Origin of the sequence: Pseudomonas sp. AN-1 (assembly GCF_034057115.1) — a bacterium.
Classification (GTDB): Bacteria; Pseudomonadota; Gammaproteobacteria; order Pseudomonadales; family Pseudomonadaceae; genus Geopseudomonas.
Window position 1 is genome coordinate 1,545,366 of record NZ_CP139195.1, and the last position, 16,631, is coordinate 1,561,996.

General features: G+C 68.8%; 9 protein-coding genes. 6 read left to right on the top strand and 3 right to left on the bottom strand.

Annotation, left to right across the window (positions count from 1 at the left end; all coding sequences use genetic code 11):
- Nucleotides 1-22 precede the first annotated feature (22 nt).
- The 3 genes from SK095_RS07200 to SK095_RS07210 all read right to left on the bottom strand — a co-directional run bounded on the left by SK095_RS07200 (nt 23) and on the right by SK095_RS07210 (nt 8,690).
- On the bottom strand, nt 23-1,981 hold the full coding sequence (locus SK095_RS07200) for a beta-propeller fold lactonase family protein (RefSeq protein WP_320548423.1): 1,959 nt from the start codon (nt 1,979-1,981) through the stop codon (nt 23-25).
- Between the two features lie 78 nt (nt 1,982-2,059).
- Complete coding sequence (gene mnxG, locus SK095_RS07205) at nt 2,060-7,726, bottom strand: manganese-oxidizing multicopper oxidase MnxG (protein ID WP_320548874.1); 5,667 nt, start codon at nt 7,724-7,726, stop codon at nt 2,060-2,062.
- A gap of 337 nt (nt 7,727-8,063) precedes the next feature.
- A complete protein-coding gene (locus SK095_RS07210; RefSeq protein ID WP_136490599.1) occupies nt 8,064-8,690 on the bottom strand; it encodes a lytic transglycosylase domain-containing protein in 627 nt (208 codons plus the stop codon).
- A gap of 152 nt (nt 8,691-8,842) precedes the next feature.
- Between SK095_RS07210 and gspG the strand changes: the two genes are divergently transcribed.
- From gspG to SK095_RS07240, 6 genes are all read left to right on the top strand, one after another.
- On the top strand, nt 8,843-9,274 hold the full coding sequence (gene gspG / locus SK095_RS07215; protein ID WP_136490600.1) for a type II secretion system major pseudopilin GspG: 432 nt from the start codon (nt 8,843-8,845) through the stop codon (nt 9,272-9,274).
- Nucleotides 9,275-9,289: 15 nt separating this feature from the next.
- The gene (locus SK095_RS07220) at nt 9,290-10,480 is read left to right on the top strand and encodes a type II secretion system F family protein (protein ID WP_320548424.1); all 1,191 of its coding nucleotides are present in this window, start codon (nt 9,290-9,292) and stop codon (nt 10,478-10,480) included.
- A gap of 345 nt (nt 10,481-10,825) precedes the next feature.
- Entirely contained in the window at nt 10,826-12,163 is a 1,338-nt protein-coding gene (locus SK095_RS07225; RefSeq protein ID WP_136490602.1) for a hypothetical protein, read from the top strand.
- Nucleotides 12,164-12,212: 49 nt separating this feature from the next.
- Complete coding sequence (locus tag SK095_RS07230) at nt 12,213-14,441, top strand: Ig-like domain-containing protein (protein WP_320548425.1); 2,229 nt, start codon at nt 12,213-12,215, stop codon at nt 14,439-14,441.
- 151 nt (nt 14,442-14,592) lie between these two features.
- On the top strand, nt 14,593-15,084 hold the full coding sequence (locus SK095_RS07235) for a curlin (protein ID WP_320548426.1): 492 nt from the start codon (nt 14,593-14,595) through the stop codon (nt 15,082-15,084).
- Between the two features lie 54 nt (nt 15,085-15,138).
- On the top strand, nt 15,139-16,596 hold the full coding sequence (locus SK095_RS07240) for a curlin (RefSeq protein ID WP_320548427.1): 1,458 nt from the start codon (nt 15,139-15,141) through the stop codon (nt 16,594-16,596).
- The last annotated feature ends 35 nt before the right edge of the window (nt 16,597-16,631 follow it).

The following is a 16,631-nucleotide window of genomic DNA, read 5'->3' on the forward strand; positions in this document are numbered from 1 at the left end:
CCCGGGCGGCTGCCGCCCGGGATCATGGTTGTGTCCCGCTGGCCCTGGTGGCGCGCAGGCTGACGTAGGGCTGGTCGCCGTACTTCATCCCCAGCGAGTCCGAGCCCACGTGCAGGTACCAGGCCCCGACCTCCGGCACATCCACCGTGACCTCGTAGACGCCCTCGCCGACCTCGCTGGCCGCCACCTCGCGCGGGCGCGAGGCCGGGGCGAGGAAGTAGCGCACGCGCAGATCCTGTATCCCGGTCCGCGGCTGGCTGGGGCTGCCCTGGACGACGCGGAAGCGCGCCTTCACCTGCGAGCCGGCGCGTACTGTCGGGCTGTCGAGGAGGAACTCCACCCGCGGCGCGCCCAACTGGCGCTGCAGCTCGGGGTTGGCCTCCACCTCGGTGGCGAAGCAGTGGGTGATCTGCGGCTGGTTGAGCAGGAAGGCGACGTCGAAGCGGCCGGCCGCCGGCAGCTGGACCCGCGCGCCGAACACGCCGGGCTCCAGCTCGCGCAGGCTGCGATCGACCACCGTGGCCGCCCGCGAGGTATGCCCGCGGTTGAGGTAGCCGGACATCGGCGCGTTCATGCCCTCCATGTAGAAATAGGTGGTGTTGTCCACCGGGTTGACCACGAACACCGCGGCATCGTCGCGCGCCGCGGCGATGCCCGAGGCCAGCGGCAGGTCGCCGGCCAGCTTGGGCGCGGCCGGACCGGCGTCGAAGCCCAGCACGCCGGGCTGGCGGTCCTTGCCCAGCGAGGCGAGGTCGACCATGGTCACCTTCGGCGAAGCCAGCCCGCGGATGTAGGCGAAGCCGCGGGTGAAGGCGATCTGCCAGGGCTCGGCGGCGACCTCCAGGGTGTGCAGGATCTCGTCGCTGGCGGCGTCGAACACCGTGGCGGTGTTCTCCAGGGTGTTGAGGACGAAGCCGTAGCGGCCGTCCGGGGTGAAGCGCAGCGGGCCGATGCCCTGCTTCGCCTGGATGGTCTTGCGCAGCTTCAGGCTGCCGGCGTCGATCACGCTGATGGTGCCGGCCTTGCCGTCGGCCACGTAGACGGCCCCGGACAGCGGCGAGAAGGCCACCGCCAGCGGCATGGGGCCGGTGCGGATCTCGCGCACCGTCTTCAGGCTGGCCACGTCGAACACCGTCAGGGTGCCGGCATCGCGGCTGCCGACGAAGGCATGGCGCGAGGCGGCGTCGAAGGCGATCTCGTGGTGGCCCTTGCCGGTGGCGGCGCTCAGCACCGGCTTGAGGGTCTGGGTGTCGATCACCGTCACCCCGCTGTCACCCTCGCGGCGCGCGTTGTTGCCGACCCACAGGTAGCGGCCGTCGGGCTGCAGGGCGAGGCGCACCGGGTCGTGGCCGGCCTTGAGGTTGTCGATCACCTTGAAGCTCTCGGTATCGACCACCGCCACCTCGCCGGCATCCGGCATGGACACGAACAGGCGCTTGCCGTCGGCGCTGGCGACCCAGTCCATGGGCGCGCGCCTGAGCTGGATGCGCCCGAGCGTGCTGGTGATGCCGCCCACCGAGGTCTGCGGGTCGATCACCGAGATGCTGGGGTCCTTGTTCAGGATCAGCAGGTAATAGCTGTTGAGGTCGAGCATCGGGCGCATGCCCGGCGTGCCCTTGAGGAACAGGCCGACCTTGGCCCGGCACGACATCGCCTCGCGCTTGTCCCCGGCGACGGCGGCCAGGTCCAGCCAGGCGCCCGGCGTCTGGCCGGTCAGCGGCTGCCCGCTGTTGGCATCGGTCAGCCGGAAGCGGATGTCGGCGAACCCACCTTCGAGCAGCCGGGCGGTATCGACCGGCCTGGCCTCGAACTCGATCGCCACGCCGTTGCGCACCAGGCGGTTGGGATTGTCCGGCTGCGCCGCCGCGCCGGCGCCGGGCTCGGCAGCCAGACTGGCGGAAGCCACCAGGCCAAGTGCGGATAACAGCAAGAGAACGCCAAATCCATTTCTGCCTACGGGTTTCACGATCGTCGCCCCCATTCGCTCCTGCAAGCGGCCGGCCTGGCTGACAGCTCCAGGCCGACCGAACGCACCGTGTTGTTGTTATGCGTTACGCGGTCAGCGCCTCCGGGGGGGGGTAGTGGTGGTCGTCGTGGCGCTCTGCTGGTTGATCACCCGCAGCAGCCCCCACATCCCGCCGGTGTTGCCGAACACCGCGTAGTCCCGGTACAGGTAGTCCCCCGGTATTGCGTTCATCCCCCCTGCGCTTGGATACACGAAGTTGAAGTGCGCGGCCGGCAGCACGCTTTCCTGGGAGCCGCTCCAGCGCGACAGCGGGTTGTTGCCGATGCGCACCGAACCGATGCCCGCATACTTCAGAGGGTAGCCACTGGCGTCGTTTTTTTCCGACTGATACGGCTCCTGCGGGTGAATATGCCCATCCAGCTGCCAGGTCGCCCCGCGACTGCCGCCCGCCGGCATGGTCACGTGGGTGCGGAACGGCTGGCCGGGCGCCACCGTCAGGATCGGCGTGACCGGGTCGCCGCCCACCAGGGCGTTGCTGTAGGCCATGTGGGCATTGGGGATGTCGCCCCAGCCGGTATGCCCGAAGGGCGCGTCGGGAGCCTTGGCGAAGCGGTACCACAGGGGTTCGCTCTTGTAGTTGACCGCCATGGCCGAGTTGTCCTTCGGATCGTTGGGCACGCCTATGCCTTCGGTCGACATGCTCTCCACCGGCCGCCCGTTGGCCCAGCGCATGCTCAGCCCCTTCTGCCAGATCAGCGAGAAGTCGCGGAACGTCGTCTGCCCCGGCGCCTGCACCGTGGCCGCGGCACGCATGCCGGGGTCCTCGGTCCAGGTGGAGCCGGCCGGCAGGATCGACATGGCGCCGGACAGGCCCTTCTGCGCCTGCTTGATCGGGTCCGCCGGCAGCAGGTTCAGGCCGCCGAACTCGATGGGCGTGGCGTTGATGTTGTCGACGTTGCGCACCACCTGCGACACCGGCTTGCCTTCGCGCTCCAGGTGCCCGGCGTAGAACTGGTAGCTGCGGGTCGGCCAGGCGCTCTGGCCGGCGGCGCGCGGGGGCACCGTCTGCACCGGGTTGATGCCGACGTTGACGCCGTCCGACCTGGTGATGTCGTACGACAGCAACTGGGCATGGAAGCCGGCATGGCTGGACGGGCGCATCAGGTTGTTGTTGAAGGTCGTCGAGCCTTGCGGGCCGTTGCGGTCGCGCTTCACCACGCCCTGCATGATGGCGTAGGTCGGCAGGTCCGGCATGGCTTCCGGCAGACGGTTCTCCAGGGTCACGGTGATGCAGTCGCCCGCCGCGGCGCGCAGGATCAGCGGCTCGACCGGGACGCCGGCCTTGAGCTTGCCGGTAGCCGGATCGAGGTCGTCCTTGCGCACGTAGAGCACGGCAGTCGGGTCGTGCAGCGGGCCGCTCTGGCCGCCGACGGTGGTCACCTGGCCGGTCTCGTCGTCCACCACGCTGACCTGCGGGATGCTCACCTGCCGCGGGTTGAACACCAGGGTGCCGCCGTTGGCCTTGAGCGGGCCGCCGACATGGTCGGCCGCGCCCTGCGGGTCGCCGATGGTCAGCCCCTGCGGGTTGTCGAGGATGTCGTTGGCCAGGGCCACCACCACCTCGATGTTGCGCTTGGGTGTCGGCCGGGTACCGCTGCCGGTCGGGTTGGGGCTGTAGCGCGGGCACACGCCGTCGAAGGCCACGGTATTGCGCGCGGCCACCGGACGCGGGTTGTTCGGCAGGGCGAACAGGTCGTTGCGGCTGGTCGAGTAGTTGCGCATCACCCCCCACATGCCGCTCCAGTAGCCCTCCAGGGAGGCGTCCATGGAGTACAGGTAGTCGGCGGTCTCGGCGGCGGCGCTGGACATCATCGCCACCGGGGCGACGAAGCCGAACTGCTCGGAGATGCCGACCATCTGCGAGGCCTTCCAGCCCGAGTTGGAGCTGGTGCCGTAGCCGGTGCCGTTCTGCAGCCACTTGACGCCGTGGATGGTGACGTTGTGTTCCTCCTCGTGGCCGCCGGCGTGCATGCGTACCCGCACGTTGTCGCCGGTGTAGGTGCGCAGCAGCGGCGTGAAGGGGTCGCCCGGCTGGTCGCCGGCCGCGTTGATGTGCGGCGGGAAGGTGGTGGTGCCACCGGTCGGTCCGACCGCCTGGGTGACCGCGCTGGGCGCCAGGTTGAGCGCCGCGATGGCCCGGTCGGTACGGCTCTGCAGGGCATAGGCCAGGTCGCCGGCCAGGCCGGCCGCCTGCATGCCCGGCTTGCCGTCGGGCGCGATGCGCTGCGGGTCGAAGATCCGCAGGCCCACCGGTTCATGCCGGTAGTTGACCACGAAGATCCCCGGGTCGTCGGCCGAGATGGCCTGCGGGCACGGGCGGGTCGGGCAGCCGATCACCTGGCCGCCGGCCACCTCCACCATCGACTCCAGCAGCCGGGCGGAGTTCTTGCGCATCGGCGGGTTGACCGCGTAGCGGAAGCTGTTGGCGGTCGCCGGGTAGGCCGTCGGGTTGGGCACCCCGTCCGGGCCGGCGCCGACATACACGCCCGCCTCGTAGGCATGCTGGAAGTCGCTGTACTCCATGAAAAACTCGCGGAAGCTGTCGTTCTTGCCGTCGCCCTCCAGGTCGCCGGTGGCGATCACCGCCTGCCAGGAGGTCGGGCCGCCATCCTGGCGGGTGTACAGCGGCGTGCCGGTCTCGGCATGGAACCACTGCGAACCGGCCGGCTCGGTCAGCACGGTGGCGTAGAGGCCGACCTGCTGGTGGGTGGACGGGCCGAAGTGGTCGTGGGTGAAGATGTTGCCCAGGCCACGGTCGACGTTCCAGCGGTTGACCACCGGGTCGGCGAACCAGCGCTGCATGGTGGTGCGGGCGCCCAGCCAGTCGGCCCGGTTGTAGCGGCCGAAGTACGGGTGCTGCTTGGCCACCGGGCAGTCCGCGGTGCCTTCGCGGGGATCGTTGGCCGTGCAGTCGTTGTACTCCCGGATGGCGCGGATGCGCTCGACCACGGCGACCGGCGAGAGCACGCCGTCCTCGTAGTTCCAGCCGTTGCCGGAGCCGTCGGCGGAGGTCAGGTCCCACTTGGGCAGGTGGATGTGCTGGCCGATGATGTCGGTCGGCGTACGCACCTGGTAGTCGTCCAGCTCGTAGAACGCCGGCACCAGGTTGGTGTGGTGGTACATGGTGCAGTCGAAGGTGTTCATCCGCATCACCAGCGGCTCCGGCGGCTTCTGCTTGTCGATCACCGGGACCGCGTCCTCCCACAGGGTGAGGATGCGCGCCTGCGGGAAGTGGTAGCCGACCTTGTTGAACACGGCGTCGAACTGGATGTTGGCGCCCTTGTAGACCCGCGGCCGGTCCGCGGTGAAGGTCGAGGAGCCGGTGAACGACAGGCCGCTGCCGCCGAAGAACTGCCCGGCGCCCGCCGAGGAGGTCAGGCGTACGCCGCGGTCGTCCATGCACGGCTCGAAGAACGGCGCCCCGCCCACCGGCAGCGCGCCGTTGGTGCGGAAGTTCTTCGCCACCACGCTGCGATCGGGCATCACCGCGAAGCTGGGATGCTCGGGCTTGGCGTGGAAGGCCATGGCGGCCTGCTCGACCTCGGTGCCCTCTTCGGGGAAGTAGATCGGCTTGGCCTTCTCGATGATCTTGGAGAAGTCCAGGGCGCTGGTGGTCACCTCGGCTTCGCCGCCGGCCGACCAGCCGTCCAGCGAGTGCCGCGGCAGACCGCCGTCCCAGCCGCCGGCCTGCGTCGGATCGAGGTTGGCCCACAGGGCCTTGCCGCTGTCCCTGAGCGCCTGGGCCTTGGCCGGATCGAGCATGTCCAGCGGCGGGGTCGGCGGACGCTGGCCGACGCTGCTTTCCATGCCGCCGATCCAGAACGGGTAACCCGGATTCTTCAGGGTGCCGTCGGCGTTGCGGTTGGTCTCGCTGCGGTCGACCCTGGCCAGCGAGCCGACGATCCGCCCGTCGTCATCCTCGCCGCCCTGGGCGATCTTCGGCACCACGGTCACCTTGCCCGGCATCGGCGGCAGCGCCTTGCCGGGCAGCGGCACGATGGCCGGGATCGGTGTGCCGGCGACGATCTCGCCGTCCGGCAGCGCACGGGCGCCGGGCGCCGGCAGGCCGCTGCGCAGGGCGAACGGCTGCTCGTGGAAGCCGTCGTCGCCCTCCTCGGACACCGCCAGGCGGGTGCCCTCCTCGAACACGTCGTGGACCCGCCACATGTTCCACATGCCCTGGGCGAAGTGCGGGTAGAAGTGGCAGTGGTAGATGGCGTCGCCGGCGGTGCGGTTGCGGTTGCCCGAACCGCCGTAGGCGATCTCGTAGGTGTAGCCCGCTCCCGGGCCGATGCCCTGGGCGTCCATGTAGTCGGAGTTGTCGTCGTTGGGGTTGTACAGCCACTGGTGGCCGTGCAGGTGGAAGACGTGCTGCTCGTGGCCCACGTGGGTGTTGCGGATCTTCACGAAGTCGCCGGTATAGCTGTGGTTCACGTTCGACGGCTCGGACGGGTACAGGGCCATGGAGGCCTTGATCCCGGTCGCCTCCGGCGGTGGCACCTGCCCCGGCGCCAGGCCTTCCAGGCCGACGTTGGCCGGCACGTCCACCAGCATGGCGGCGTCGCCGACCGTGTGCGCACTGAGGAAGAACTCCTCGTAGGCACAGGACAGGCAGTCGTGCATCGGCCCGACGCCCAGGCGGTTGGCGATCACCTCCGCGCCCACGCCGTTGGCCCCGTAGTTGATCATGAAGGCGTCGCGCACCGGCTGCAGCACGTGCGCGAACACCGGGTCGCGCCAGTAGCCGGGGAAGGCCTGGGCCGCGACGGCCTCGTCCTGGAAGCTGGCGGAGAAGTCGCGGAACGCCTCCAGGCGGTTGGGCAGCGCCGGGTTGCGCTGGCCCACGCGCTCCAGCGGGTAGGTGCTGGCCGGGAAGCTGCCGTCGGCGTTGGGGCCCATGACGATCGCGTCGGTCTCGCTGGAGACGATCTGGCTGCCGTCGACCATGGCGACGATCGGTGCCCCGGCCTTGCCCTCGCTGATCCACGGTTCGCGCATCGGGTAGCGCGCCTCGTAGTCGATGATCGGCTGGCCGGCCTGGGTACGGCCGGTGGTGGCCAGGCGCATCTCCTCCTCGGTCAGGGTGTTGCGATAGGTCTTGCCGCCCTTGGGCACCACCACGATCTGGCCGAACAGGCCGTTGGAGATGTTGCCGGCGGTGCCCTCGCCACCGAAGGTCGCGCCGTCGCTGATGGCGACGAACACCCCTTCCTTCTCGGCGTACAGCTTGTAGCTGCGGCTGGCGCCGGGCGCCAGCAGGAAGTTGCCGTTCTTGCCGGTGTTGGCGGAAATGTCGGCGATGGAGTTGACCGCCTGCATGCCGGTGACCTTGAAGCCGATGTGGCGGTCGGTCACCTGGTCGTCGATCTGCAGCTCAGGCACCACCTCGCCCTTGCGCGGGTTGGCCCGGGTGGCCAGCAGGTTCTGCAGGTTGACGGTCAGGCAGTCGCCCTCGGCGACCCGCAGCACCAGCGGCTTGGGCCGCTTGTCCGGGCGCAGCAGGACCCGCCCCGGCAGCGCGCGGCCGCCCTTGTGCAGCGGCCTGTCGTCCTCGTCGATCACGTCGCGGCGCAGCGCGAACATCATGCCGTTGACGTTCTGCGCGCCGAGGCGGTTGAACATCAGCGGCTGGTCGATCGCCACCACGTCGGCCACCAGATTGCGCTGGCAACTGATGGCCGCCTGGACGGAGCCGGCCATCGCCAGCAGGACGCCACCGAGCAGCAGCGCCGCATAACCTGCCCGATGCCCGGGCCTGCGCCCCGGACTGCCACCCGGCGATTGTTCGAAAGAGTCGTTGGTGTTCATTGCTCTGCCTCCGCTCACCCTGGGCACGGGACAAATGCCTCGTCACCGCACGCGATAACAGCCAGTTGAGATACGGCAAGAGCCGTGCCAGCGCGCCGGCCCGCGATTTGTCGAAGGTTGCGGTGATGGCAGGATGAAATCGGGGAAATTGCCCCACCCGATCCCCCACTGTTTCCCCCAATGGCGGGGCAAATCGCAGGGGGCGGGACAGGGACGGCCGCGCGGGCGTCTAGCGCCCGCTCGCCTGCAGCCGGTTGAAGTGCTCGATGACCCTGGGCACGTAGCTGCGGGTCTCGGCATAGGGAGGAATGGTGCGGCCGCGGCTGAGCACCGCGCCGGGACCGGCGTTGTAGGCGGCCAGGGCGAGCTGCAGGTCGTTGTCGAACATCGCCAGCAGCCGCTTGAGATAGCGCGCCCCGCCGCGGATGTTGGCGGCCGGGTCCCAGGGATCGGCCACCCCCAGCTCGCGGGCGGTGTCCGGCATCAGTTGCATCAGGCCGATGGCGCCGCGCCCGGAAATCGCCCGCGGATCGTAGTTCGACTCGGTACGGATCACCGCATGCAGCAGGGCCTCCGGCAACTCGTGCTCGGCCGCCGCCGCCGCGACCTGCGCGGCGTAGGGCAGCTTGCCGGACAGGGCCTGAGCCTGCGACGAGCGGGCGGCGGCGACCGGCCTGGCCCTGGCCGGCGGCGGCTTCGGCGTGCTGCGGATGCGCACGTAGTTGTGCCCGCGCCGGTAGACGTTGGTGAGGATCACCGTGCCATCCGCCGACACCCCCCGGTAGATGTCCGCCCGCACCGGCAGCGCCGCAAGGGCAGCCAGGATGCCCAGACAGATCCACGTCAGTCGCCGCATGTTCGTCGCGCCTCCTGCCTGTTCCGATCCGGAGGAAAACCCTCTCGGCGAAGCAAGCGGCATGCCGGCCTCCCGTGATGCAGGTCGCGTTTGACGCTCCTCCGATCCTGACCTTAGCTGACAGCTAATCGCCGCACAGGGAGATCGGAGCGATGAACACTCGCCTGCATGTTCAACGGCACGGACGCGGCTTCACGCTGCTCGAACTGCTGGTCGTACTGGTGGTGCTGGGCCTGCTGGCCGGCATCGTGGGGCCGAAATACTTCTCCCAGCTGGGCAAGTCGGAGGCGAAGGTGGCCCGGGCGCAGATCGAGGGCCTGGCCAAGGCGCTCGACCTGTATCGCCTCGACGTCGGCCGCTACCCGACCTCCGAGCAGGGCCTGATGGCGCTGGTCGCCCGCCCGAGCGACGAGCCCAAGTGGGATGGCCCCTACCTGCAGAAGGGCGTGCCCCTCGACCCCTGGAGCCGCGAGTACCTGTACCGCTCGCCGGGGGAGAACGGCGAATACGACCTGCTGTCGATGGGCAAGGATGGCCAGCCCGGCGGCGACGGGGAAAACGCCGAAATCGCCAACTGGCAGTGAGCGGGGCCAAACGCCATGCGCTTTCAGGTCAAGGGAGTGGACAAGCAGTCGGCGGTGGTGTCGTTGCGGCTGGATGCGCCGAGCGCCAGCGACGCCCGCCGCCTCGCCGAGCATCAGGGCCTGCGCGTGCTGACCCTGCGCGCCGAGCGGCGCTGGGCGGCGCTGCCCTGGCGCTCGCGCGAGGGTTTCCCGCTGGTGCTGTTCAGCCAGGAGCTGACCACCCTGCTGGGCGCCGGCCTGGCGCTGATCGACGCCCTCGAGAGTCTGGCCGAGAAGGAAGCCGATCCGCAGGCGCGCAAAGTGCTGTCCGACGTCGTGCGCCTGCTCTACGAGGGCAAGTCGTTCTCCCAGGCGCTCGGCCAGTTTCCCGAGGTGTTCCCGGCGCTCTACGTGGCGCTGGTGCAGTCCAGCGAGAAGACCGGCGCGGTGGGCGATGCGCTGGGCCGCTACGTGGCCTACCGCAAGCGGCTGGACGAGGTGCGCCAGAAGATCGTCAGCGCCGCGGTCTACCCGGCGCTGCTGTTCGTGGTCGGCTGCGGCGTGCTGCTGTTCCTGATCGGCTACGTGGTGCCGCGCTTCAGCCTGGTGTTCGAGGGCGTCGGCGCCGAACTGCCGTGGCTGTCGCGCGTGCTGCTGACGGTCGGGCAATTCCTGCATGCCCACCAGGCCGCGGTGTTCGGCGGCCTGGCGCTGGGCCTGCTGGGCGCCGCCCTGCTGCTGCGCCAGGGCGCCGTGCGCCGCGCCCTCGGCCGGCTGATCGAGCGGGTGCCGACCATCCACGAGCGCCTGTTCATCTACGAACTGGCGCGCTTCTACCGCTCGCTGGGCATCCTGCTGCAGGGCGGCATCCCGATCCTCGGCGCCATCGCCATGGTCCGCGGCCTGCTCGGGGTGAACAGCCGTGCGCGCCTCGACCGCGCCGCCGAGCGCATCCGCGAGGGCCACTCGCTGTCCCAGGCGCTGGAGGAAAACCAGCTCGCCACCCCGGTCTCCCTGCGCATGCTGCGCGCCGGCGAACAGTCCGGCAATCTCGGCGCGATGATGGAACGCACCGCCGATTTCTACGATGAGGAAACCGGCCGCTGGGTCGAGTGGTTCGTGCGTCTCTTCGAGCCGCTGCTGATGGTGTTCATCGGCCTGATCATCGGCGTCATCGTGATCCTGATGTACATCCCGATCTTCGAACTGGCCTCCAGCATCCAGTAGGTCGCAACTCCCCTTCCCTCACGGTTACCCAAGGTTCCACCGCCCGCTTGCGCAGGCGGTGGAACCTGTCGTTCGTCATGGTGCACCGCAGGCCTCCCGGCATTGCGTACCTCGCCCCCCACTCCCCACCGGAAATCCCCCACTTGTGGGGACTGACCCCCACTTTCCGGGCCTTGCCGCGCCGCCACAAATCTTCCGCAACCCATTGTTCTGCAATGGATTTTCCGATCTCGCCGGGGCCTGCGAACGGTGGTACGGATATTGCCATTCATGCTTAGCAGCAAATCCGTGACGCAAGCACGGCACAACCCGAGACGACGTCCATCTGCAAGAAAGGGCAAAATCATGCACAAACCATCATCGAAAATGGCGGCCTTGCTCGGACTCGGGCTACTGGCCGGCTCTGTCCAGGCGGCGCTGAATGCCGTGGATCCCGGTCCCTATACCGCGGCTACCGCCGGCTATCCAGCCTGGTTCCAGGACACCCACGGTCGGGCTCTGGACCTGTGCCTGTCCAAGGCGGTCAGCTCCCGCGTGGCAGGAACACCGGATGCGCCCAGCTACATGTGCTCGCTGCTCCCGGAGCCGGGGCTCGATCTCAGCCAGCCATTGGTACTGCCGGGCAACTTCCCCGGCGAAACCTTCTGGTTCACCGGCGACGCCTTCATCCAGGACGCCGCCACCGGTATCGACCTCGGCTACATCTCGGCCCTGGAAGCCGCATTCGCGGCCGAAGAGCCCATCGACGGCGATCAGGTCGGCTTCGCGCGCATCCGCATCCGCGTGGATGTGCCGGTGGCCGGCACCTACATCGTCACCCACCCCTACGGGGTCGAGGTGTTCAACGTCGACGCCCCCGGCACCCGCGCCATCAACATGACCCGCGACATCGGCATCGGCGCTCCAGGCGTGTTCACCGGCGCCCTGAAGGGCGACATCGGCCCCTTCCTGCGCAGCGTCAACGGCCCCTACACCGAGACCAACCCGGACACTGGCGCCAGCGAAACCTTCATCGGCGACCCCAACCTGGAAGAGGAGGTCACCGGCAGCCCGTTCGGCACCAACTACGTACGCATCCAGGGCCCGAACGGCATCGACCTGCGCACCAACCTGTTCGCCGTCTCCGGCAAGCTGTCCAGCGTGCAGCTGCCGACCCCGCTGCTGGTCAACCGCAGCACCTATGCCCGCAGCGGCAGCGTGGTGCAGCAGGACGTGTTCGTCCAGGCGCCGCCGCCGCCCGGCAAGGCCAGCTTCGTCGACACCGCCGGCGCCCCCGCGGTGGAGATGAGCGAAGCCACCGCCACCGGCAACTGGTACGGCCAGTCGACCAGCACCCCGACCCCCGGCGCCAACGTCAGCATCACCGCCGACAACAGTGTGGCCATCGCCACCAGCACGCCGACCACCAGGGTTTCGCCGCTGGTCGACCACGTGTCCATCAGTCGCGCCGAGTACAGCCTGTCGTCCGGCCAGCTGGTCATCGAGGCCCGCTCCAGCGACGAAACCGTCCTGCCTTCCCTCAACGCAACGGCCACCAGCAGCGGCGCAGCCATCGGCGCCCTGGGTGGCGCGGGGGTGGTCAAGTCGCTGTCGGCCAGCATCTCGCCGATCCCGCCGGCCAAGGTCACCGTGACCTCGGCCAGCGGCGGCAGCGACACCGAAGAAGTGGTCATTCTCCCCTGAGGCAGCAACACCCGAGACAAGCTCACTCGAATTCGAGCCTGGAGGCATCATGAACAAGCAGCTAGGAATAGCAGTGACCGCTCTGGGGCTGTTCGCCTTGACCGGCACTGCGCAAGCGGTACTCAAGGCCGTCGACCCCGGCCCCTACACGGGGGCGACCGGCGGATTTCCCCTCTGGTACCAGGACAACAACGATCTCCAGCTGGAACTGTGCCGCTCCAAGGCGGTGCTCGGCGGTCCCGGCAACTACCTGTGCACGCTGATCCCCGAACCGGGCGTGTTCGACGACACCCAGCCGCTGATCTTCCCGGCCAACTGGCCGTCAGAACTGTTCTGGTTCCTGGCCGAGACCACCATTCCTGCCGGTGCCGTCGCCGGCTACTCGCTGGATGCCTACGTCGCCGGCATCGAGGCAGCCTTCGGCCAGGAACTGCCGCAGGAAGGCGACCAGGTGAGCTTCAGCCGCATCCGCATCCGCGCCTCGGTGCCGGTGGCCGGCACCTACACCATCACCCACCCGTATGGCGTGGACACCGTGGTGGTGACCACCCCCGGTCGGCGGGCGATCAACATGACCCGCGACATCGGCATCGGCGCTCCGGGCGTGTTCACCGGCGCCATGACCGGCGATGTCGGCCCCTTCCTGACCCGGGTCGGCGGGCCGATCACCGCCACCAACCCGGAAACCGGCGAGACCGAGACCTTCATCGGCAACCCCAACCTGCCGGAGCAGGTGACCGGCGGCCTGAACGGCGTCAACTTCGTGCGCATCCAGGGCCCGGCGGGCACGCTGCAGACCAACCTGTTCACCCTGTCGGGCAAGGTCGCCGACACGCGGGCGCCGACCCAGGTGGAGGTCGAGCGCAGCACCTACAACCGCACCAGCGCCGGCACCCGCATCTCGGTGTTCGCCAAGACCCCGCCGGCCAACGCCAGCACCAACGTCTGCTACCGCGAAACCCTGGCGCTGGTCCCCGGCACCACCCCGTCGCCGTGCCTGTTCAACCTGACCAGCAACAACAACGGCTACTTCTTCGCCAACAACCCGCCGCAGCAGGCGCTGCCGCCCTTCCTGGTGGTCACCGCGACCGACCCCAACGGCACGACCCGGCCGACCGCGCTGTCGAGCCGGCTCACCGACGTGGTGAAGATCGGCACCGCCCGCTTCTCCTGGGCCAACCGCACGCTGACCATCGAGGCCCGATCGAGCGACGAAGTGGTGGTGCCGGACATGGCCGCGGACGGCTACGGCCGCCTGAGCAAGTCGGGAACCCTGCAGACCCTGACCGTGACCAACCTCGAGCAGCCGCCGGCCAGCGTCACCGTGAAGTCGGCGGCCGGCGGCTCGGACACCGAAATGGTGACGGTGGTCGGCAGCGCTCCGGTGGTCGGCGCCAACCAGCTGCCGCTGGCCGTGGCCGACTCGGCCTCCACCACCGCCGGGGTGCCGGTGACCATCAACCCGCTGGCCAACGACAGCGATCCCGACAACGACACGCCGCTCACCCTGATCGACCTTTCGGCCCTGGCGCCGGCCCCGGCGCGCGGCAGCATCACGCGCAGCGGCAACTCGGTGGTCTACACCCCGCCGACCGTGGTCAACGGCGCACCGCTGGTGGAAACCTTCACCTACCGCGTGCAGGACGCCCGTGGCGGCCAGTCGACTCCGGCCACCGTCACCGTCACCGTGGCGGCCAACCGGGCGCCGACGGCGAACAACGACACCGCCGCCGCCTCGACGGCACCGGTGACCATCGCCGTGCTGAACAACGACACCGACCCGGAAGGCAACGTGCCGCTCAGCGTGGTCAACCTCTCCGCGGTGACCGGCGGAGGCACCGTCAGCACCGACGGCACCACGGTGACCTACACGCCGCCGGCCACGGTGACCACCGCCTTCAACGCGACCTTCACCTACCAGGCCCGCGACTCGCTCGGCGCCGTCTCGGCGACTCCGGCGACCGTGACCGTGGCGGTCACCCCGCCGCCGGCCGTGGCCGAGAACCTGACCGTGGCGACCGCCACCGTGCGCGCCCGCACCGGCAACCGCTTCCGCTGGGACCTGAGTGGGCAGACCTCGCGGGCCAACGGCAACACCATCACGGTCAGCGTCTCCACCACCGCCGGGCCGCTGAACCTCGGCACCGCCACCCTGACTGCCGCCGGTCGCTGGCGGATGTCGGTGGAAACCACCGGGGCCGGGCCGTCGGCCAACCCCACCGCCACCGTTCGTTCGGCCTTCGGCCGGGTGGTGACAGTACCGCTGCAGGTCCGCTGAGCCCTGCACCAGCCTCCCGCTCCTCAGGTCGCCCGGTAAGCGCCTGAGTCGGGAGGCCGGTTCGGCTTCTCGAGGCTGAGAAGCCACACGACATCGAATCCGGACAGATGGTCACGTCCGGGTGGTGAAAGGACGGTGAAAGGATATTGCCATGCCACCGCTTACCCGCTTTGACAGGCGTTGCTTCGCAACCCTGCTCGCCCTCTGCCTCGGCAGCACGGCCGTGCAGGCTGCAGACCTGATGGAGAACTTCGATCTGGCAGGCAATGCCGATCTGTTCGAGCAGTTCAACCTTCCCGCTTTCCTGCCGCCCGGCCAACAGGCCGTGGTGCGGCAGCAGGGCGAGGCCAACCGGGCCACGCTGACCCAGAACGGCCAGTCCCTGCTGGGCCAGATCGTCCAGGACGGCAGCGCCCAAGAAGCCTTCATCCTCCAGCAAGGCACGGACCAGTTCGCCCTGATCAGTCAGCAGGGCACGGGCAATCGCGCCGCCATCGTGCAGAACGGGTCCGACAACCAGGCGCTCATCGTGCAGAACGGCGCCTACAACTCCGCTCGCATCGAGCAATCCGGAGCAGGGCTGCACAGCAGCATCGCGCAATACGGCAACAACCAGAGCGTGCTGATCAACCAGTACCGCTGAGGTCGGTGACTCTCTCGTCATGCGTCAACAAAAGGCATACCAGGAGGCAACACCATGTTCCAGTTCAAACCCCTCGCCGCAGCAGTACTGGCCGTCATCAGTGTCCAGGCCATGGCCGACGACAGCACGTCCAGCCAGAGCCAGAGCGGCAACTACAACCTCGCCGACGTGATCCAGAGTTCGGCCAGCTACAGCACCGCCGAGCAGAGCCAGAACGGCAGCCAGAACGGCGCCGCCATCTGGCAGAGCTACACCACCAGCACCGCGACCCAGACGCAGAAGGGCAGCACCAACACCGGCTTCATCGAGCAGGACAGCGACTGGATGAGCCTGACCGAGCAGAAGCAGAACGGCTCCGGCAACGATGCCGCCAGCAGCCAGGTCTTCGGCACCCTGGAGAGCCTCTCCAGGCAGGTGCAGCGCGGCCCGGACAACGGCGCCTACACCTGGCAGGAAGGCACCCTCTACAACGAGGCGGTCATCCACCAGGAGGGCCATGCCGTCGGCGGCAACACGGCCAATATCGACCAGATCGGCGGCATGGACAACGTCGCCCATATCCGCCAGGAGGGCGACCTGAACCGGGCAGCGACCCTGCAGGACGGCAACGCCCTGGCCAGCCAGATCGAGGTGAAGCAGTACGGCGAAGGCAACGATGCCTATGTCGAGCAGATGGGCGGCGAGGACAACTACGCGCGCACCAACCAGAAGGGCTACAACAACTACGCGACAACCTGGCAGGAGAACCAGTACCAGAGCGACGCCTCCATCCGCCAGGACGGCAGCCTCAGCGAGGCGGTGATCGACCAGACCGACGGCGCCTGGAACCAGGCCTCGGTGGTGCAGCTCGGCGACGAGAACGCCGTGCAGGTGGAGCAGTACGACGCCCTCGGCATGCGCGCGGAAGTCTTCCAGAGCGGCATCGGCAACCTCGGCTACGTCTACCAGGAAGGCAGCGACCACATCCTCACCGCCTCCTCCCGCGGCAATGGCAACCAGATCTACGCCGGCACCTCGCTGGATCCGAACAACGGCGGCCAGTACGGCAGCTACCAGTACGCCTCGCTGCGCCAGAAGGGCAGCGACAACGTCATCAGCATGCGCCAGGACGGCAGCGACCAGACCCTCGACCTGAGCCAGCGCGGCAACGGCAACCAGGCCACGGTGGCCCAGACCGACAGCTACAACGAGCTGTATTTCGAGCAGGAAGGCAGCGGCAACATGCTGGTGGTCAACCAGAGCGGCAGCTACAACTATGCCGGCGGCACCAGCAGCGGCACCGACAACATGGTCGAGCTGGATCAGTCGGGCAGCGGCAACGTCGCCGAGGTCGCCCAGCTGTACGGCGACAACAACCTCGCCAGCATCGTGCAGAGCGACAGCGGCAACTACGCCATCGTCACCCAGGGCGGTTCTGGCAACGAGGCCTACGTGAACCAGGTGAACTTCGGCCACACCGCCTACGTCAGCCAGTTCGGTACCGGCAACGTCGCCAACGTCAACCAGAACTGAGCCTGCCGTCCTTGCCTGCCGCCCCTCGCGGGCGG